This is a genomic window from Actinoalloteichus hoggarensis (assembly GCF_002234535.1).
Lineage (GTDB): Bacteria > Actinomycetota > Actinomycetes > Mycobacteriales > Pseudonocardiaceae > Actinoalloteichus_A > Actinoalloteichus_A hoggarensis.
In genome coordinates, this window is the sequence record NZ_CP022521.1 from 4,582,365 (window position 1) to 4,603,419 (window position 21,055).

Here is a 21,055-nt window from a genome sequence, read left to right on the forward strand (position 1 = left end):
CGGTTATGAAGAGTTCTTCATCTTCACGGGTCGGCGGGCACGGTCGACCGCACGGTCGACGCCCCCGGTGCCGCGTCCCCGGAGGACGGCCCCGGCGGGCACGGCACCAGGTCTGCGGCCCTCGGTGATCCAGGGCACGACGAGGTCGGTCACCGTGCGTCGCGCGTCCACGAGAAGCCGATGGCCGTGGTCGGGGAGGGTCACCGTCACGCAGTCGGCGAGCAGCGTCGGCAGCAGCCGTGCCCGGTCGGCGAGCTCCGAACGAGCGCCGTACAGGCCGAGCACCGGAATCGGGAAGTCCGCCAGTTCCGCCTCGCTCAGCAGGGGACCGGCGGGCACGTCGACCCTCAGCGTCGTGTCGTGCAGCAGGGCCCGCATCGACTCCGCCTGGCGCAGACCGACCCGTCCCCGCTTCGCACCGAGCCGCTCCACGGCACCGGGTGCCGCCAACTCCTCCGCCGTCCGGTGCAGCGCCTCGGCCATCCAGCTCGACCACGACTCCGTGGGCGGCTCGGTCTCCACCGCCGTCACCGACGCCACTCGCCGGGGGCGAGCGGCCGCGTAATGGAAGACCACCGTACCGCCGAAGGAGTTGCCGACCAGCTGCACCGGGCGGTCCTGCCAGCCGAGGTGGGCGATCACGCCCGCGAGGTCCGCGCTGAAGTCGTCCAGGCGATACCCGGTGGGCGGACGCTCGCTGTTGCCGTGGCCGCGCAGGTCGTACATGGCGACCTCGGCACCGGCCCGCACGAGTGGAGAGGCGATCGTGAGGTAGTAGCTGGCCAGACTGTCGACGCCCATGCCGTGCACACAGACCACCGCGGGCCCCGAGGGCCTGCTCTCGGTGGGCCTGAGCACCTCCAGATTGCAGCGCATGCCGCGCAGCACGGCGACGGCCATCAGGTCCTCGCCTCGCCGAGCCTGGGCAGGATGTACTCGACGAGGGAGCCGACCGTGACCGACGAGAGGTCGCTCTGCCTGCCCTTCACGACGAAGTCCACGAAGTTCACCCGTCCGTCGTACGTCGTCGTGAGCCGGGCCAACACCGTGACCAGGTCGACGCTGGACAGCGCCAGGTCGTCACGGAGACTCGTCGTCATGGTGATCTCGTCTACCTCGGGGTCGATCCGGGGACACGCCCCGATGAGGCAGGCGGTCACCTCGGCGAGCACCCGGTCCGCGTCGACGTCGAGCTGTCCGGTCATGTCGTCTCCTTCACTGTCCAGGCGACCACGTACCGTGGTCCCGTCTCCGGCGGCCGGTGGTCCACGCCTGGTTCGTCGATCATCGCGGTGCGCACCCGATAACCGCGCAAGGCCGACTGGTGTCGGCCGTCCGCGCCCGTCCCGCGGGCGCCTTTCCCGTCGGCGCCTCGGTCGAGCCCGTCCTCGGGACGGTCCCCCGCCACATCGCCCACGGTCACCGCCAGATCGCCGTCCGGCCTGGTCCGCACGGCGAAGCGGCGCGGGTCGCCCGCCAGACCGGTTCCCGCCGCCTTGGCCGCGGCCTCCTTCGCCGTCCAGAACCGGGCGAACCACACGTCGACCGACTCGCCGGTCAGCCCGACCAGATCCGACAGCAGACCCCGCTCCGTCGCGTCCAGCGCCAGTTCGACCGTCGACCACGGCCTCGGCAGCACCTCTTCCACGTCGATGCCGACCGGCACGTCCCCCGGCTCCGCGAGCGCCACCGCGACGGCACCGCTGTGGGCGAGGGAGAGCGACAGCGGCGGCAGGACTCGGCCGTGCACGCCCGCCGCGTACGGCCTGCCCGCCGAGTCGTGACACACCCGGATCTCGGCGGGGAACACGCCCTCGGTGCCCAGGCCCCGCAACCGATGCCGCACCGCGTCCTTGGCCGCGATCCGGCCGAGCAGCCAGTGCCGCCTGGCTCGGGGCGGCAGCTCCAGGTACTCCGCCCGCTCATCGGCGCAGCAGAGGCCGCCGAGGACCATCTGCCTCGTCGGCAGGTCGGACCACTGTTCTCGCAGCAGCACCCAGCCCTCGCGACGTGGATCGGCGAGCAGGTGGTGCTCCGGCATGCGCAACACCTGCAGCATCAGCCGGTCGTTCGCGAAGACACGATCACGCCAGCCGGTGATCTCCACGATCAGCCTGCCCGCCACGGTGAGTCGCAGGTCGCCGACGACCTCCTCGTCGTCGATGGACGTCACCAGGGCCACGCAGTCGACGAGAGTGCCCGGCGGGGGGAACGGCGCGTGATACCGAATCCGGTCGGCGCCGATCGGGAGCGTGTGAGATCCGACCGCCGGACTGCGCAGGATCCAGTAGCCGAGGAGCTGTGCGGCGCTGTCCAACAGCACACCCGGCACGTCGGAGGCGGTCAGCACTCCCCGGATGTGCCGCTCGCCGACCGCCACGACCTCCGTGACCTTGGCGAAGATCGGGCCGTGGAACATCAGCCGCTCGGCGTAGACGTCCTCCGCGCGGTGCCAGGGCTCGTGCTCGGCGGGCGAGGGCAGCACCATCGGCGGGGTGGGCGCCGGGTAGTCGTCCGCGACGGTCACCACGGCCTCGGCATGCCCGCTGACCTCGACGCGATAGCGATCGGCGTCCACGGGGGTCGCGACGAGGCGAGCGTCGGTCGGCGGTGCGGCGGTGATCCAGCGACGCAGCCGCAGGCCGCTCACCTCGACGACCTTCCGGCCCGGACGGGCCCGCCGAACGAGGTCGACCAGGTGCGCGACCACCCCCGTCGCGGGCAGCATCGGCAGCCGATCTCGCTCGTCCGGCCAGTCCGGGCGCTGCCAGAAGAAACAGTGGTCCTTCAGATGGGGCATCGTCTCGGTGGACACCGTCAGCGTCGCGGTGAGCCCGCCGGCGGCGGGCGGCTCCTCCCGTACGGGGGCCACGGGCGGCTCCGGACCGGGGCGACCGTTCACGACGGCGGCCTCGATCGGTTCGACGACGGCCGTCGGGCCCGAGGCCTGCGCCGGGTACTCCGCTGCATCCACGGCCGGAGCGGTGCGAGACGCCACGCCCGGAGCCCCACCCGCGGGCGCGGCGTCGGAAGGCAGCCGCGGCGAGGCCGAGGGCCGGGACGGAACCGGCGAGCCGGTGAGCCTCGCCGCGGCATCGGCGACGGGCGGGCCTGTCACGACGGATCGGCTTGTCACGACGGACGGCGCGGCGTCGGAAGTCGGCTGCGGCGCCCCGATCACCACGGCCTCCGGCGGGCCCGAACCGGGAACGGCCGGGGTGGCCGCCGCCGCGGCGTCGGTCCGTGTCGCGTCGAGAACCGAGGCGGCCCACTCGGCGGACCGCTCGATCTCGCCCAGCAGCGCGGACAGCTCCACGGCGGCGGCCGTCGTCCCCAGCGGCGCTCGACGACGTGTCTCGCCCGCTTCGCCGGTGCCTGCGCCGGGCGGCCGCCCGCCGTAGGCGCTGTCGAGCAGCGCACGGACGGCCGTCCGATCCTCGTCACCCAGCGACACCGGCTCGGGCCCGAGCGCGAGCGACATCGGGGCGAGCGCACGGACCTCGGGCGTCGCCTGCCGTGTCGTCGCCTGCCGGGTCATCGGCGGCCGTGTCGTCGGCGGCACGGCCGAGGCCGCATAGCCGTCGGCCCAGAGCGCGGCGAGCACTCGCCGGGTCTGTGCCTCGGTGCTCCTGCCGTTCTGCGCCGCCGTGATGGCCAGATGCTCGCGTTCCCCGAGGATGTCGTCGATCAGCGCGGGCACCTGCCCCACGCCCGGCTGCACGAACGCCCGCACTCCGGCCGCGTACATCGCCTCCACCAGTTCGGTGAACCGCACCGGTTCGAGCAGGTGCCGGATGATCAGCTCCCGGACCTGCTCGGAGTCCGCGGGGAACGGCGCCGCCAGCGTCGCCGACCACACCTCGACGGTCGGCGGTCGCAGTCGTGCCTGGTCGACGTACCCCCGCAGTCGTTCGGCCAGGGGCGCGAACATCGGCGTGTGGGCGCCGGTGCGAAACGGCAGTGCCCAGGAGATGAGGCCCCGATCCCGGCAGGCGGCGAGGAACGGCTCGACGTCCTCGGTCCGGCCGCAGACGATGGTCTGCCGAGGACTGTTGTCGTGCGAGACCACCAGGCCCGGGTGAGCGCGCAACGCGGCGCGAACCTCGGCGACCGGCGCGCCGACCAGGACGAAGGTCAGATCCAGCAGGGCGACGGAGTCGTCCCCGACGGCGTCGATCAGCAGTGCGGTGGAGTCCTCGCCGGTCACCTCGGCGCTGGACAGCGCGTTCCACTCCCCCAGGCTGTGACCGCCGACCGCGTCCGGCACCACGCCCTCGGAGCGCAGCAGCCGGTCCAGATCGCGGCCGAACCCGAGGATGCCCAGGGCGTGCGTGGTCGAGGTGGCGGCCTCGCTGCCGAAGCCGGTCTCGGACTCGCTGTCCAGGCCGGGGAAGACGAAGGCGAGTCGGCCCGCGCGAGCCGGCCCGAGCAGGGGAACGGGGACGAACCAGATGTCGTTACGCCCGCGCCAGGCGCGGCCGGCGGCGATCACCCGACGGGCGAAGGCCAGCCGTCGGGGAGTGGGGTCGACGATCGCGAGTCGGCACGGCCCCGCCTCCGCCGCCCCCGCGGCGAGTCCGAGGCGCAGCACCTCGGCGTCGTCCGCCGCCAGCAGTCCGGCGAGGGCGGCCGGGTCCGCCGCGGCCAGTCGCAGCGTGGGTTCGACGGGCTCGCCGCTCCCGACGCGGGCTGGCGGGAGGAGGCCGGCCGTGCCCGCCGAGTCCGCCTCCTGTTCCAGCACGATGTGCGCGTTGATCCCGCCGAAGCCGAAGGCGTTGACCGCGGCCCGCCGGGGCACTCCGCCGGGCGACTCCCAGGGCCGCGCCTCCGCCGACGGTCGAAAGCGGGTCGCGGCCAGGTCGGGGTGCGGCTCGTCGCAGTGCAGCGTCGGCAGGGCGATCCCGTGATGCACGGCCAACGCCGCCTTGACCAGGCCCGCGACTCCTGCCGCTGGCATGGTGTGGCCGATCATCGACTTCACCGAGCCGATGACCGCCGGATCGCCCGTGCCGGGGCCGAAGACCTCGGCGAGCGTGCCGATCTCGACCGTGTCGCCGACGGGGGTCGCGGTGCCGTGCGCCTCCAGGAGGCCGATCGAGTCCGGTGACCTCGGGTCGATCCCCGCCTCTCGCCAGGCTTGTCGGATCGCGCGCACCTGCCCCGCGCTGTCGGGACTGACCAGGCTCGAGGAGCGACCGTCGCCGGCCAGCCCGGTGCCTCGGATCACCGCGTACACCCGGTCGCCGTCCCGGCGGGCGTCGGCGAGCCGTTTGAGCACCACGACGCCGGTCCCCTCTCCGATCAGCGTGCCGTCGGCCCGCCGGTCGAAGGGGCGGATGTGCTCGGTGGGCGACAGAGCCCGCATCTGGGTGAAGACGCTCCAGAACGCGATGTGGTGCGAATGATGGGAGCCGCCCGCGAGCATCACGTCGCAGCGGTGGCGCCGCAGTTCGGTGATCGCCTGATCGACGGCGATCAGTGAGGAGGCACAGGCGCCGTCGACGATGTAGGCGGGTCCTCGCAGGTCGAGCCGGTTCGCGACGCGGGAGGCCATCAGGTTGGAGACCACCCCGATCGCGTTCTCGGCTTGCTCCGGGCGCTGGGCGGCCCGGAAGCGCCGTCGCAGCTCGGACGCCGCGTCGTCGTCGAGTTCGGGGAAGATCTGGCGCAGTGTCGCGGTGAACTGGCCCGGGCGGGTGATCCGGTCGCTGCGGTCGGCCTGTCTGGCCGACACGTAGCCGCCCCGACCGAGGACCACGCCCACGCGGTCCCGGTCGGGCAGTGCCTGCTCGCCGCCCGCGTCGGCGATCGCGTCGGCGGCGACGCTGAGCACGATCAGCTGGTCGGGCTCGGTGTCGGCCACCGACATCGGTGTGATCCCGAAGCGGGACACGTCCACCTCGGCGAGGTCGTCGACGAACCCGCCCCGACGGCAGTACATCGCGTCGGGCCGGGCCTGCCCCACCGCGGAGGGGTCGTAGTAGTCCTCGCCCCATCGGTCCAGCCGAATCCGACTCGTCGCGTCGACGCCGTCGACGAGATTGCGCCAGTACGCGCCGAGATTCCGCGCCTGCGGGAAGAGCACGGCCATGCCGACGATCGCGATGCCGTCCGCGGAGAACGTCACGGGTTGACCCACCCCTGCGGGGCGTACAGGACCGAGCGTGCGGTGGGGTCGCCCCACAGCAGCTCGCGGGTGAGCGCGTCGACTCCCGCCGCCGGGTCGATCATGTCCAGTCCCTGGCGGGCGAACTCACGGCCCAGCTCGTCGGAGACCATCCCCCGATGCACGCCGTCGGGCGCCCATGGTCCCCAGTGGACGGTGATGGTCCTGGCGCCCGTCCGCACCGCGTAGGCGTTGCCCAGGGCCTCCAGGGCGTCGTTGCCCGCCGCATAGGCCGCCTGTCCCCGGTTGCCCAGGACGGCGGAGATGCTGCCGAACAGCACCACGAAACTCGGGGCCGTCGGCAGCGTCGCCAGCGCGGAGAGCAGCGCCGAGGCCCCCGACACCTTCGTGTCGTACACCCGACGGAACGCCGCGCCGTCGGTCTGCGCCAGCAGCCGGTCCTCGATGGTGCCCGCGCCGAACACGACGCCGTCGATGCGGCCGTGCCTGGTGTACAGCTCCTTCACCAGTTGATGCACCGACTCCGGGTCGAGCACGTCGAGCTGGTGATACGCCACCTCGGCGGAGCAGCGCCGCAGTTCGGCGAGCGTCGCGTCGATCTCCCGACGAGCGAGGACCGCCCTGGCCGCCGCGTCGACCTCCGCGGGCGAGCCGAAGCCGCCCGCCGAGGCCAGCGCGGCCCGGAGCCCGGCGAGGTCGGCGACGCCCGCCGTCGCGAGGGGCTCCGGCGCCGTCGGCGGCGCGGTCCGGCCCGCCAGGTGCACCCGAGCGCCGCCCGCCGCCAGCGAGGTCGCCGACCGGGCGGTGATGCCCCGGCCGCCGCCGACGACGAGCAGCACCGCGTCGTCGTCCAAGCCGAGCAGCCGGGCCTCCTGTCGCGCGTCCGCGCCGGGGCCCGCTCCCGTGGTCGCGACCAGACCGAGGTCGGCCCGGATGGGCAGCCTGGCCCGCCGGACCTCGCCGTCGAGCCGGACCACCGGCGGGTCCGTCCGGCGTTCGCCCAGCAGTTCGGTGACGACCGAGGCCGAGACACTGGCCGCGTCGGCGGCGGGCGCGAACTCGATCAGCCGGACGACCGTCTCGGGATACTCCCTGGCCACGGTACGCATCAACCCGCGCAGGCCCGCCGCGTTGACGGTGGCGGCACGGTCGTCGACATCGGCGTGACTCAGCACCGCGAACCATTTCGGCGGCCGGATCAGCGCGGCCTTGACGGGGCCGAACAGGTCCGGCAGGACGGGGTCTCCGACGTCCACCGCGTCGAGTCGGATCACGCCGTCGGCGGGCGGCTCGTCGTCGGGCAGCCTGCCGCCCGCCGTGCCCAGGAACACGGAGCAGCCGTGTCGTTCCAGCAGGCCGTGCAGCTCCGTCCGAATCGGACTCGGGGCGCCGAACACCGCGAACCGAGTGCCTGCCAACGCCTGCGGGGCGATCTCGGCGAGGGAGGCCAACTCGACGGCGCCCCAGACGTGTCGCACCGGCTCCCGACCCGGTGAAGCCGCCGCCGGTCGACGGTCGGCATCGCGTTCCGACGCGAGGCCGGGGGCGTCGCCGGAATCCGGGGCCGTCCGGGCGGGCCGCTGTTCGAGGTGCGTCGGTGCGGGCGGGAGTCCGGCACCGACCGGCGGCACGACCGGAGCGGCGGCCGCGGTGGAGTCCGGGGCGGCCGCCGGGGTGACGTCGGACTCGGCGGCATTCGTGACCGTGCCCGGCGCCTGCCCTCGGCCGACGGGGCGGAGGTCGACGAGATCGGCCGGGACGAGGCCTGCACCGGGACCCGCGCCGGTCGCGGCGGAGTCGACCGCCGGGCGATCGGACCGGCCGGACTCGTGCCCGGCGGGTGAGCCCGCGCCGAGGCGGACCGCAGCGGGCACCGTGCGCTCCGGCGGCACCGTAGATCGGGACTCGGCATCGGGCCGCCCGTCCCTCGGCGCCGCGCCTGCGTCGCGACGCCGCGTCAGCCAGTCGGCGATCGCGACCGTCGTCCTGGCCTTGGTCAGTTCGTCGACGTCCGCCGCGGGCATCGTGTCGACGTCGAGACCGACCCTGGCGATCAACTCGCCGGCTATCTCGGTCCGTTTGATCGAGTCGATGCTGAAGTCCGCCTCCAGGTCGAGATCGGGATCGATCAGGTCCACCGGATAGCCGGTCCGCTCGCTGATCACCGTGAGTACCAGTGCCGGGATGTCGATCGTCGACCGCGCCGAGTCGTCGTCGGCCACAGCGGCAGGCACGGCGTGGTCGGCGGACGCCGACGTCCGCGCGATTCCGGCCGTGTCGGCCGCGCCGTCCACGCGGGAGCGCGCGGCGGCGGCCTCGACGGCCCGGACGTCCGCCGGTTCGAGGCTCGGCGGGGAGGGCGCGGGGGCGGACGAATCCGCCCCGAAGTAGGCCATCAGGACGTCACGTTGTGCGGCGAGCATCTCCCTGCTCGACCGCAGGAAGTCGGTGACGAGCCGCTCGGCGTCGCCTCGGGGCGCTGGGTCGCGATGGATGGTGATGACGTCCTCCTGGATGCGTCGGGCCGGTCGAAGCCCGTCGGGAAGATGCGCGCCTTCGAAGGTGCGGACCGAACGTCCGTCCACGGCCCACCCGGGGCGCGGCGGCGGCACGTCACCGGTGGTCCTGGCACCCGGCCCGACGAGTGTTCGCAGGTGCGGGGCTACGGCCCGGCCCGCCGTCGGGATCTCGCGGAGCGCGGCGGTCGGGGTGATGACGCGGGCTCCCCGGCCCGCCGTCAACCCGGCCGCGCGCACCGGGACGCCCGCGACGGCGAGACGAGCCAGCAGATCGAGGAAGCCGCCGAGGCCGGGACCGGCGTCCTCACCCGATGCCGCCAGATGCGGTCGGTCGCCCAGCACCGCCGTCGTCAGGCGGGTGAGGACGGTGCCCGGACCCGCCTCGACGAAGACGCGGGCACCCGCCTCGTACATGGCCTCGATCTGATCGACGAAGCGCACCGGAGCCGTGAGGTGAGCGGCGAGTTCGGCGCCGACCTCGGTCGGGTCCTCGGGATAGCGGCCCGCGGTGCGGTTCGACCAGACGGGCAGCCCGGCCCGGCCGAATCGTCGGTCCGCCAGCGCGTCGGCGAAGTCACGGCTCGCCCGAGCCATCAGCGGGCTGTGGAACGCGCACGCGACCGGGAGACGACGGGCACCGAGCCCGGCGGCGCGCAAGGCGGTGACGGCCGTCTTGATCGCCTCGGCGGGACCGGAGACGACGGTCTGGGCCGGGGCGTTGTGATTGGCCACGACGACCTGCCCGGCGAGATCGGCGGCGTCGAGCACCGCGGCGGTCTCCTCGGGCCCCGCCGAGACCGCCGCCATCGCCCCCGGGACGTCGCGGGCGGCGGCGGACACCGCGTCGGCGCGCAGTCCGGTCACCGTGACGAGGTCGTCCGGGCCGAGTACTCCTGCGACACACAACGCCACCAGTTCGCCGTAGCTGTGGCCCGCGAGCATCGCCGGGACGACGCCGACCCGGTTCAGCAGTTCGGCGACGACCAGTCCGATGCCGCCGAGGGCCTGCTGTGCCACGGTCGTCTCGGTGACGGCGGCGCGCTGGGCCCGCTCGGCGTCCCCCGACCAGGGCGTGGGCGGGTAGACGACGTCGGCGCCGCCCGGCACTCCCGCCAGATGGCGGCGCAGTTCGGGAAAGGCGATGAGCAGCGCGGCCAGCATTCCCGGCCGCTGACTGCCCTGCCCGGGGAACAGCAGGGCCACCTCCGGGGGCGGGCCGGTGCGCCCGAGTTCCTCGGCCCGGAACAGTCCCGCGGCCGGGTCGTCCTCGCCCGCCGCGGCGCGTGCCGTCAGCACGGCCAGCTCGTCGAGGTCCGAGGCCACCAGGGCCAGCCCCACCGGCAGGTCCCGCTCGTCCTGCCAGGCCGCGACGGTGGCCGCGAGGTCGCGCAGGCTCCACGGCCTGCCCGCCCGGTCGTTGACCTCCAGATGCCCGCGCAGTCGTGCCACTGCGCGGTGCAGCCCGGCGTCGTCCGCGGCGTGAAGGAGGAACAGCTCGGCGGGCCAGTCGGCGCGGCCCGAGGCGGGCGGCGGACCGAGCGGGTCGGCCCGCAGGACGGCGTGGAAGTTGATCCCGCCGAAGCCCGAGGCGCTGACCGCGCCCACCCGTTCCGCGGCCGGGGTGAGCCAGGGCCGTGCCCGGCCGCTCAGGGTGAAGGGACTGGTCTCGGGGTCGTAGGCGACGTTGGGGCTTCGCACGTGCAGGGTCGGCGGCAGCACTCCGGTATGCAGGGCCATCGCCGTCTTGATCAGGCCCGCGAGCCCGGCCGCGCACTTGGTGTGGCCGATCTGCGACTTCACCGATCCGAGCGCGGTGCCGCCCACTCGTGCGCCCGCCGAGGTGAACACCGAGGTCAACGACGTCAGTTCCGCCGCGTCGCCCGCCACGGTGCCGGTGCCGTGGGCCTCGACCATGCCGACCTCGGCGGGGGACGTCCCGGCCCGGGTGTAAGCCCGACGCAGCGCCCGTTCCTGGCCGTCCGCCCGCGGCGCCGTCAGCCCGAGGGCGCGGCCGTCACTCGCGCTGCCGACGCCCTTGATCACGGCGTAGACCCGGTCGCCGTCGCGGCGGGCGTCGTCCAGGCGCTTGAGCACGACGCAGGCAGCGCCCTCCCCGAGCACGATGCCGTCCGCGGAGCTGTCGAAGGACCGGCATCGACCGGTCGGCGACAGCGCGCCCACCGAGGTGAACAGCAGGTAGTCGGCGATGCCGTTGTGCACGTCGACCCCGCCGCACAGCACGACGTCGCTGGTGCCCTCGACGAGTTCCTTGCAGGCGACGTCGAGCGCGGCCAGCGAGGAGGCGCACGCGGCGTCGACGGTGTAGTTCATCCCGCCGAGGTCCAGGCGGTTGGCGATGCGACCGGAGACGATGTTGGCCAGCGCGCCGGGGAACGAGTCGCCGGTGAGGCGGGGCAGCGCGGCGTCGAGTTCGGCGGGCACGTCGGCGAGATAGGCGGGCAGCAGCGAACGCACGGCGAGCGCGCTGCCGAGATCACCGCCCGCCTGGACGCCGAAGACCACCGAGGTGTTCGCCCGATCGAAGTCCCGGTCGCCGAAGGCGTCGGCCAGCGCGGCCTCGGCGACCGTCAAGGCCAACAGCTGAGCGGGGTCGATACAGGCCAGGGCCGCGGGCGGGATGCCGTGGCGGATGGCGTCGAACGGGACCGGCGGGAGGAAGCCGCCCCATTTGGAGACCGAGCCGCCGTCACCCGCGACGGCGTCGGTCCGGTGGAACAACGCCGGGTCCCAGCGATCGTCGGGCACCTCGACGACGGAGTCCCGGCCCTCGAGCAGGTTGGCCCAGAACCGGTCGAGGTCGGGAGCGTCGGGGAAGACGCAGCCCATGCCGACGACGGCGACGTCCAGCGGCCGGGCGGCCTCGGTTCGGCCGGCTCGGGACTGGGCGGCCCGGGCGGCGAGCGCCGCGGCGCGTTCTCGGCGAAGCGCGGCGGCGCCGCCGGTCACCGCCTCGTGCAACGCGGCCATCGTCGTCGACTCGCGGCGCAGGACGGCGGCCTGACCCGCCATGAACAGGCCGTCGCGAAGCTGCTCCTCGGTGTCGACGGCGACCAGGCCCTCGGCCGTCCGGCGGACGCTCTTGGCGGCGATGCGCAGCCGACCGACGTTGAGCTCCTCCAGCTCCGCCCAGATCTGCCGGTCGGGCATGCCCTCGGCGCTGAGCCGTGCCCGCACCGCCGCGAACTCGGCGGCGAAGGGCGTGGCCAGCGCGCGGGTCACGTGGCCGGGGGCGGACTCCAGCAGTTCGGTGCGCTCGGCCGCGAGCACCTGCTCCTGGAAGAGCTCGGTGACGGCGCCGCTGGTCACCGCCTCCTCGGTGCACAGGTACGCCGTACCCATCACCACGCCGACCTCGACGCCGAGCTCGGTCAGCGGGGCCGCCAGCGCGGCCACCATGGCCGCGGACCGGGCGTCGTGCACCCCGCCCGCGAAGAGCACCGCGAGATCCGCGGCCCGGACCGCGCCCGCGCGGATTCGGTCGAGCAGCACGCCGACCTGGGCCTCCCACAGCGGGAGACTGTTGCGCGGCCCGATGTGTCCGCCGCACTCGGCGCCCTCGAAGACGAACCGGCGCAGGCCGCGCCCGAGATACTGTGTCAGCAGGGTCGGCGCGGGCACGTGCACGAAGGTGCGCACTCCCGCCGCCTCCAGCGCGGCGGCCTGCGAGGGCCTGCCGCCCGCGATGATCGCGTGAGTCGGGCCGATCTCCCGGATGACGTCGAACTGGGCGTCGCGGACCTCGTCGGGGACGAATCCCAGCACGCCGACGCCCCAGGGCCGGTCGCCGAGGGCCTTCCCGGTCCGCGTCAGCAGGTCTCGAGCCCGCTCGCGGTCGGCCAGTGCCAAGGCCACGAAAGGCAGGGCGCCGTGGTCCGCGACCGCGGCGGCGAAGCCCGCCTGATCGCTGACCCTGGTCATCGGCCCCTGCGCGATCGGCAGTCGAGTGCCGAAGACCCCGTCCGCCGAGGCGACTCGGGCGGGCGCGGGCTCGACGGCGGCCTCGGTCGCCGCGGCACGCATCGCGCGCACCGCGGTGCCGACGTCGCCATAGCGCTCGGCGAACACCGCGGCCAGGCCGCCGTCCTGCCCGATCGGCAGCGAGCCCGGCGGCGGCACGGCAGGCCGCGACGCGGGCACGGTGTCGGGTCGGGAGTCGGTCGCGAGGGAGCCGGGAGACGACGGGTCTCCCACCGGGCCGTTCGCCGCCGTGCCTGCCGCCTGCGGGGTCGCCGCCGACTCGGTCACCGCCGAGCCGCCTGCCGCCGGGTCGTCTGCCACCGGGCGGACCGCCGACGACGCGCCGTTCATCGCCGCGTACGCCATCGAGGCGTCGAAGCCGGGATCGGTCGCCGGCACATCGAGGGCGCGGCTCGCGGCGGCGTGGGCGGCGGCCACCGCGTCGGAGCGGTGGGGACCGGGGACGACGGCGTTTCGACCCGCCCCCGGCACGGTCGGAGCGGGCAGGAAGCGGTGGCCCGCGCGGTACACCGACTCGGAGCCGTCCAGCCGCCGCAGTCGCGCGGCGACGGCCGCCGACGTCTCGGCCTCGGCCAGCAGGGCCAACTGGACGTCCAGCACCACACCGGCGGCGCCTGCGGTGATGACGGCGGCGGCGGTACGCGGGCCGATCCCACCGCAGACCCACAGCGGCAGGCGGAGATCCGCTTCGTCGAGCAGCCGTTGCAACAGGACGAAGGAGCTCAGCTCACCCGCTCGGCCGCCTGCCTCGTTGCCGCGCAGCACGAGCCCCTGCGCACCCGACCGGGCCGCCCGTCGGGCCTCGGCGGCGTCGGTGACCTCGACGAGCAGCCTCGGCGAGCGCCCACCGTCGGGGAGCCGGTCGAGTGCCGCGAGGTCGGCGAGCACCAGGTCGACGCCGACGAGCATCGCGGCGTCCACCGCCGTCTCCGAGGAGACCCGGACGCCCCACGGCCCGGCGGCCCAGTCGCGGGCCCTGGCCAGCGCCGCCCGTGCCGCCTCGCCTCCGACACCGAGGTCGAGCACTCCGACGCCCCCGGCCCGGCTCACCGCGCTCACCAGTCGCGGGCTGGGCGTGTCGAGTGAGGAGATCCCGATGATCGATGCGTCGTCGAGCACTGTCTTACCCCCGCCGTCCGGCGATTTCGCACTTCCCGATGCGAGACGCAGGGCGAACAACGGCTTCGCGCCCGACGGCACCGGATTCCCGCCGGATAATCCCGGCGGTTCAGCAAAGTACTCGACGGCAGATTCGGAACACAAAATTCTCCGCCAGCCACCACTCCATCGAGTGATAGTTGGTGATTCTGAGTGATCTTACCCGCTCCTTCCTCGTCTTTTGACAACCCGATAGCGGGTCGCTGAGGGCCGGCAACGAGGCACGCAGGTCTTCGGCAGGAGAAGCAGACAAGATCGTCCACATCATGCCGCCGGGAAGCCTACCGCGCCCGTGCCACCGGTTCGATATGCCCGTTCTGAACAGATATCCCAGCCCGACGAAGCGAAGCACGGACATTCGTCGGAATCATTCCGCGACGACCTCGGGGAACCATTCCTCGGCCGGACTACGGGATCGCGACGACCGTCGGTTCCGGCCGGCTCGCGGCCTCTCGTCTCCGGACGCGGCTCGAATCAGGCGGCACCGCCCAGCGCCTCCGCTTCGGTTCGGTCGTTCGCCCGCTGCGGCCGTGCTCGGAGATCGGCCGTGCTCGGAGACCGACGGCCCCACACACCGGCGGCGTCCGTGGTGGCAAGCCCTCGTGGCTCGGCGAGTACCGCGATCTGCTTCTCCCCCCGCCGGCCGGTTCCGCCGTGTCGAACCGATCCCGTCGGGTGCCGGACGGCGGGACCGCCGAAGGACGTCATCGGACCTCGGGAGGCGACCGTGACCGCCGTCGTCGCCGCGGTGTTGTTCGGGCCCGCCCTGATCCGCGACATCGCCGGCGCCTCGCCGGGCCTGGTCGGCGCGACCTGCCGACCACCGCGGTCCTGCCATGCCTGGCCCTGCACCTGGGCGGCGTCGGCTCGAGCCGTCGAGTCCGTCGGCGGTGAGCCCCGCCGCGGCGGCAGGCACCGCGGTATCCGCCGCATCGCGGGGTTCCGCGCCCAGGACCGATGTGGGCGTCCCGGGCGGACCGGTCGGCCGGGAGGGGCCCAGACCTGTCGCGAGCCTCGGTGAAGAAGCGCTCGACACTCCACGACGCGTTCGGGAACATCCGGGCCGCGAGCGGGGTCCACGGGCACCTCCGAGTCCGCCGACGGGTGACCGGGCCGGGGCGGCGAGGCCTTCCGTCTCACACTCCGGGCGAGCGACAGGTGCGGGGCGGCGCCGGCCGCAACCGGCCGAGGACGACGCCGTCCTCCACACGGGCGTTGAGTACCGTCGAGCGGGCCGATACCGTCGGAGGAAAGCGTTTCCCGCAGGTCGGCCGGAGACGCCATGACTCGATCGACCCGCGTCGATCCCTGCCTGCGGCGACGCCCGCGGCAGCCGAGGTGAGGAGCGCGCCACGTATCGCCCGGGAACCACCCTCATCCGAGTCGCGGTGATCGGCACCGGCGACATCGCCGACGGCAGGCATCTGCCCGCGCTGGCGGCCTCGGCCGACGTCGAGGTCGTCGCCGCCGTGGACGTCGACCCGGATCGGGCTCGCGACCGCGCCGCCAGATGGAACATCCCGTCGTCCTATTCGGACGTCGAGACCATGCTGACACGGGAACAGCCTGATCTGGTCGTCATCTGCACGCCGCCCGCCGTACATCGGGAGCAGGCGGTCGCCGCCTTACGCGCGGGGGCCTGGGTGTGGTGTGAGAAGCCGCCGTGCCGGTCGCTGGCGGAGTACGACGAGATCACCGCCGCCGAAGGCGGCAGTCAGACAACCGCCGCCGAAGGCGGCAGTCAGACCCCGGCCGCCGAAGGCGGCGATCGGACCCAGGTCGGCCCGTACGCCGCCTTCGTCTTTCAACACCGCTTCGGTTCCGGCGCCGAACACGCCAGGCACCTGATCTCCGAGGGCAGGCTGGGCGCTCCGTACGTCGCGCTGTGTCAGACCACGTGGTACCGCGACGACGCCTACTACGCCGTTCCGTGGCGTGGCCGGTGGGACACCGAGGGCGGCGGACCCGCGATGGGGCACGGCATCCACCAGGTCGACCTGCTCCTGGAGTTGATGGGCGACTGGATCGAGGTGCGGGCGATGGCGGGTCGACTCGCCAGGGACGTCCAGACCGAGGACGTCTCCACCGCGCTGGTGCACTTCGCCTCGGGCGCCATGGGATCGGTCGTCAACAGCGTGCTCTCGCCGCAGGAGACGAGCCGCATCCGGGTGGATCTCGCGGATGCCACCGTGGAGCTGAACCACGTGTACGGCTACACGAACGACGACTGGACCTACACGCCCGCCCGGCACGTCCCGGCCGAGCAGGTCGCGAGCTGGGGCACGCCGAGCACCGACGAGACCGGGTCCCACGCGGCGCAGCTCGCCGACGTGCTCGCCGCCATGCGCGCAGGCCGCAGGCCGAGGTGCAGCGGTGCGGACGGCAGGCGGAGCCTGGAGTTCACCACCGCGATGTACAAGGCCGCGGTGACGGGACGTCCGGTGCGCGCGGGCGAGATCGTCGAAGGCGACCCGTTCTACACCGATCCCAGCGGCGGCCGCACCGACTGGACGCTCGGCGCACCGTCGGGGGGCCACAGCGGCCCTGGGCGCACGACATCAGACGGCGACTGAGAGGGGACGAGGATCGTGGGCATCCTGCACGTGCGGCACGAACTGGGCGCGGAGATCGTGGTGGAGGCGGCGGGCGTGGCGGTCCTGTCCTACGTCTATCGACCGGACCCGAGCGCGTTCGAGTCGCCCAAGCCCTACTGTCATCCGCTGCGCACCCTGGCGGGCGACGTGGTGACCGACTACCGACCCAACGACCACCGCTGGCACAAGGGGCTGCAGCTCACCGCGTCGCACGTGTCCGGCGACAACTTCTGGGGCGGGGTGAGCTATGTCCGCGACGAGGGGTACGTGGTCAAGGACAACATCGGTCGGATGCGGCACGACGGCTTCGACGCCGTCGACGCCACCGAGGACCGACTCGACGTCGTCGAGCGTCTCACCTGGCTGAACTCCGGTGAGGAGACGTGGGCGCGGGAGGTCCGTCGCCTCTCCGTGCACGACGTCGACGTCGAGGACGGTTCCTGGACGCTGACCTGGCACAGCACGATCACCAACGTGCGAGACACGGAGCTGCGCTTCGGCAGCCCCACCACCGAGGGCAGGCCGATGGCGGGATACACCGGCCTGGCCTGGCGCGGGCCGCGGGCGTTCCGGGACGGCACCGTGCTCACGCCGAACGGCCTCGACGCCGCAGGCCTGATGGGGCAGCACGCGGACTGGGTGGCGTACTCGGGCGAGCACGACGGCGTCGACCGGCACTCGACGCTCGTCTTCCAGGAGGGCCCGCGCAACGCGGCGACCCCGGCGCACTGGTTCGTCCGGTCGGATCCGTTCGCCGTGGTCAATCCGAGCTGGGCGTTCTACGAGGAGCTCGTGCTGCCGCCCGGCGCGGCGCTCGACCGGGAGTACCGCGTGGTGGTGGCCGACGGCGCCTGGTCCGCGGACCGTGTCGCTCGCACGCTGGCGGAACGGACGTGGTCCTGACGGCGGACCGATCGCCGCGATGAGCACGCGGGACGGCCGGGCTCATACGAGCGGCCTGCCGGACATCCGAGCGAGAGGAGACGACGTGACCACCGAATCGAGTCCGTATCGGGACGGGGACGCCCTACTGCTGCCCGGCGGCGTGGGGGTGTCCCAGCTGGAGGTCTACGACTGGCCGACCGCCGACGACAGCCATGGCGGTTCGCCGCACATGCACCTGACCTGTACGGAGGCCTACGTCGTCGTCTCGGGCGAGGGCGCGGTGCAGACGCTGACGGCGACGGGATTCCAGGAGAGCGAGCTGCGGCCGGGGACGACGCTGTGGTTCACCCCGGGGACCATCCACCGCCTGATCAACACGGCGAGTCTGCGCATCGTGGTGGTGATGCAGAACAACGGGCTGCCCGAGGCGGGGGACGCCGTCTTCACCTTCCCGCCGGAGGTCCTGGCCGACCCGGCGGCGTACGCCCGAGCCGCGGTGCTGCCGGGCCCGGCGGTGGAGGGGCACGCGGCGGCCGAGGCGGCGGCTCGGGCACGTCGGGACCTGGCGATCGAGGGCTTCGGCCTGCTGCGGGACGAGGTCGCGGCGGGACGCGACGAGGCGTTGCGTCGCTTCCACGAGCAGGCACTCGCTCTGGTGGGCGGGAAGCTCGCCGACTGGGAGCAGCGCTGGCGGGCGGGCGCGCTGGCCGAGGCGGAACGCACCGGCGCGCAGCTGGCCGCGCTGAGGTCGGGTGACGTCTCACGACTGGGAGCCGCCGAGATCCGGCAGATCGTGCCGAGGGACGACCGCGGGCTCGGGATGTGCGGCAGGCTCACCACCTATCCGGTGGAGCGGGCCCGGGAGGTCGGCGGCACCGCGGGCTGACGACGCGGGTACGGCGTGGCGCGGCGATCGATCGCGTCGGTCACCACGGGGTCCGGCCGGTCGCGTCGGGGGTGCTGTTCGGCGCGTCACGGCCTCCTCGCGCGCGTCGTGACGGTCGGCCGCAGGCACGGCCGTGATACCCGCCGACGCGGCCGCGGTAGTGGGCGACGCGGCCGCGGTATCGATCCGGCGGATGCCCCGCCGGGCGGCGTCGCCCGGGCACGGCTGCTCGGCCGGACTGCGTCGACGGCTCGGCGGCGGCGTCGAGCGGCGTGCATCGGCCCGGTTCGCGGGCGTGCCCACCCGGATCGCAGACGGGCCTGCCGGGAGCCGCACCGGCGTGCCGTCGTCCGGACGTGACCCTCCTGCCGCGACAGCGGCGTGGTCGAGGGGTGCTCTGTCGGGGCCCCGACCATCCCGACGTCGAGACCGGTCGATCAGCGTCGGCGCAGGTCCCTGTCAGACCTCGCCGGCCCGGTACCGAGTGGACACCGTGGTCGTCGTCCCGGCGGCATGCCGTTCTCGACGAGTCTTCCGGCGGCCGGTCCGGCTCACCGGTCGACGGAGAGCGGCCAGCGCCCCGAGCCGGTGCCTCGGAACCTGTCGCCCGCCTTCGGCGTCGGCCGCCTCGTCGGCATCGGCGGCGGCCCGCTCGACGCGGCGTGGCCGAGGCCGCGTACGACCGGTCGGTCCCTCGGCCGCGGGGAAGCCGCAGGCAGCGGATCGGCGGGCACGGCGTGGCCGCACGACCGCGAGCGCGCCGCCCGATGCCCGGTGTCCGATGCCCGAGGACCGAGGACCGGTGTCCGAGGACCGGTGTCCGACGGCCGAACTACTGTCGACGTCTCCGAAGCGTCGGCAGGCCGCCCGTGTCCGGGGACACTCGACTCGACCTCGCCTACCCGACGAACCGGCACGGGGCTCCTGCGGGCCGAGGCCGACGACCATCCCGGGCGCGAAAGGGAGTTCTCATGCGGGCCGCACGCCTGATCTCGCTGGTCCTGCTCCTCCAGGCCAGGACCCGCATGACGGCGGGCGAGCTGGCCGCCGAGCTGGAGGTGTCGGAGCGCACGGTCTACCGCGACGTCCTGGCGTTGAACGCGGCGGGCGTGCCGATCTACGCCGAGCGCGGCGCCGCGGGCGGTTACCAGCTGCTGGGCGGCTATCACACCCGACTCACCGGGCTGAACTCCGCCGAGGCGCAGGCCCTCTTCCTCTCCGGGCTCGGCCGCACCCTGGAGGAGCTGGGGCTCGGCGCGCAGGCGGGCAGCGCACGCCGCAAGGTGTCCGCGGCGCTGCCGCCCGCCCTGCGCGCCGCCGCCGACGACGCCGCGAGCCGGTTCCTGCTCGACGCGCCCGGCTGGTTCGACGAGGCGGTCGCTCCCCCGCTGCTCACCGAGCTGGCCCGTGCCGTGTGGGAGGACCGGCGGGTGGCGACGCGGTACCGCCGAGGCGATCGCGAGGTCGCCCGGGAGCTGGCGCCGACGGCGTTGGTGCTGAAGAACGGCCGCTGGTATCTGGTGGCCGAGGTCGACGACGACCACCGGGTGTACCGGGTGGACCGGTTCGTGACCGTCGATCCGCTGCCCACGACCTTCGTCCGCGACGAGTCCTTCGATCTGGCCACGTTCTGGCGGGAGCGCTCGGCACAGTTCCTCGCCCAGATGCTCACCAGCGCGGTGACGCTGCGGGTCTCCCCTGTCGGCCGACTCGCGCTCCCCCGGATCATGGACCCCGCGTCGGCGCGACGGGCGCTGGCCGAGGCGGGGGAACCCGACGAACAGGGCTGGGTCATCCTGACCCTGCCCGTCGAGTCCGCCGAGATCGGCGCCGACATGCTGCTCGGGATGGGTCCCGAGGCGGAGGTGCTCGCACCGCCGGAGGTGCGCGAACTGGTCGCCGACGCGGCCAGGCGGCTCAGCTCGCTGTATTCCCGAACATCTCCTCGGGCAGTGAGCGACCCTCGGCCAGGGCATCCCAGAACGGGCTGCTCGCCCGACCGTTGACGTCGGTGAATCCGTAGTCGGCGGCCAGCTCCACCACGGTGCGCAGGGTGCCGGTGTGTCGGCCGCGATCGGGATCGGCGGCGAGCGCCGCCACGGCACGCCCGATGAACTCCGGCGACTCGGTGTAGGGCTGTACCTCGTCGGGCATGCCCTCGGTCTGCGTCCACCCCGGCGAGACCGCCACGGCGGTGCCACCGGAGGGACGGAGGTCCTCGGCGAGACCGAGCGGCATCCGGTTGACCGCCGTCTTGGCGACGTCGTAGTACAGCTGACCGTAGTACTCCGGGCCGACCGCCCAGGTGGTCACCGCGAGCAGGCCGCCGCCCGTCTCGGTCAACAGCGGAAGGCCGAACTGGGCGGTGAGCAGGTGGGCCCGCAGACCGGCGGTGAGCATCAGATCGAGCTGGCGCGGGTCGCCCTCCCACAGCGGCTGCGCGACGATCGCGCCGTCGCCGACCTCGTAGCCGCCCCAGGCGTTGGAGACGAGCACGTCGAGCCTGCCCGACTCCGACCGCACCCGGTCGAACAACGCCCGGATCTGATCGAGTTCGGTGTGATCGCACCGCACCGGGATGCCGGTGCCGCCCCGGGCGGTGACCCGTTCGGCCGTCTCCTCGATGGTCTCGGGTCGCCCGGTGGGGCTGCCGGTGGCGCGGCTGGACCGGCCCGTGACGTAGACGGTGGCGCCGTTCTCGCCGAGCACCTCGGCGATGCCCCGTCCCACGCCCCGGCTGGCGCCGGTGACGACCGCGATCGTGTCCCGCAGTTGCACTGTCGTGTCTCCTCACGTCGTATTCGGACGCGATGGAGGGTGCCGGCGAAAGCTGACATCCGCTGTCTGGATTGACTCGGAGTCGGATGGACGACCGTCGAGGACGAGG

9 protein-coding genes are annotated in these 21,055 nt (G+C 73.8%); 4 read left to right on the forward strand and 5 right to left on the reverse strand.

Features of this window, described 5'->3' with window-relative positions; genetic code table 11:
• Positions 1-3: 3 nt before the first annotated feature.
• Genes AHOG_RS19410 through AHOG_RS19425 form a run of 4 tightly spaced genes read right to left on the reverse strand, consistent with a single transcriptional unit; the run spans position 4 to position 13,764 of the window.
• A complete protein-coding gene (locus AHOG_RS19410) occupies positions 4-900 on the reverse strand; it encodes an alpha/beta fold hydrolase (RefSeq protein ID WP_093942611.1) in 897 nt (298 codons plus the stop codon).
• Positions 900-1,205 carry an acyl carrier protein gene (locus tag AHOG_RS19415; protein WP_093942612.1) on the reverse strand — a complete coding sequence of 102 codons (306 nt, stop codon included), beginning with the start codon at positions 1,203-1,205 and terminating at the stop codon, positions 900-902. The genes AHOG_RS19410 and AHOG_RS19415 overlap by 1 nt, the downstream gene beginning before the upstream one ends.
• Positions 1,202-6,127 carry a type I polyketide synthase gene (locus AHOG_RS19420; RefSeq protein ID WP_157736920.1) on the reverse strand — a complete coding sequence of 1,642 codons (4,926 nt, stop codon included), beginning with the start codon at positions 6,125-6,127 and terminating at the stop codon, positions 1,202-1,204. The genes AHOG_RS19415 and AHOG_RS19420 overlap by 4 nt, the downstream gene beginning before the upstream one ends.
• Positions 6,124-13,764, reverse strand: a complete 7,641-nt coding sequence (locus AHOG_RS19425; RefSeq protein WP_245856329.1) for a type I polyketide synthase — start codon at positions 13,762-13,764, stop codon at positions 6,124-6,126. The genes AHOG_RS19420 and AHOG_RS19425 overlap by 4 nt, the downstream gene beginning before the upstream one ends.
• Positions 13,765-15,191: 1,427 nt before the next feature.
• On the opposite strand from AHOG_RS19425, the gene AHOG_RS19435 reads away from it, so the two are divergent.
• The 4 genes from AHOG_RS19435 (at position 15,192) to AHOG_RS19455 (ending at position 20,174) form a co-directional block, all read left to right on the forward strand.
• On the forward strand, positions 15,192-16,376 hold the full coding sequence (locus AHOG_RS19435) for a Gfo/Idh/MocA family protein (protein WP_245856330.1): 1,185 nt from the start codon (positions 15,192-15,194) through the stop codon (positions 16,374-16,376).
• 15 nt (positions 16,377-16,391) lie between these two features.
• Positions 16,392-17,300 (forward strand): DUF6807 domain-containing protein, encoded by a 909-nt coding sequence (locus tag AHOG_RS19440; RefSeq protein WP_245856331.1) that lies wholly within the window; start codon positions 16,392-16,394, stop codon positions 17,298-17,300.
• 85 nt (positions 17,301-17,385) lie between these two features.
• Positions 17,386-18,168: a cupin domain-containing protein gene (locus tag AHOG_RS19445; RefSeq protein ID WP_245856332.1), complete on the forward strand. Its 783-nt coding sequence runs from the start codon at positions 17,386-17,388 to the stop codon at positions 18,166-18,168.
• Between the two features lie 971 nt (positions 18,169-19,139).
• Positions 19,140-20,174 (forward strand): helix-turn-helix transcriptional regulator, encoded by a 1,035-nt coding sequence (locus AHOG_RS19455; protein WP_093942618.1) that lies wholly within the window; start codon positions 19,140-19,142, stop codon positions 20,172-20,174.
• Here AHOG_RS19455 and AHOG_RS19460 read toward each other — a convergent pair.
• The gene (locus AHOG_RS19460) at positions 20,086-20,946 is read right to left on the reverse strand and encodes an SDR family NAD(P)-dependent oxidoreductase (RefSeq protein WP_093942619.1); all 861 of its coding nucleotides are present in this window, start codon (positions 20,944-20,946) and stop codon (positions 20,086-20,088) included. The two genes, AHOG_RS19455 and AHOG_RS19460, sit on opposite strands and share 89 nt — an antisense overlap.
• Between the last annotated feature and the right edge of the window lie 109 nt (positions 20,947-21,055).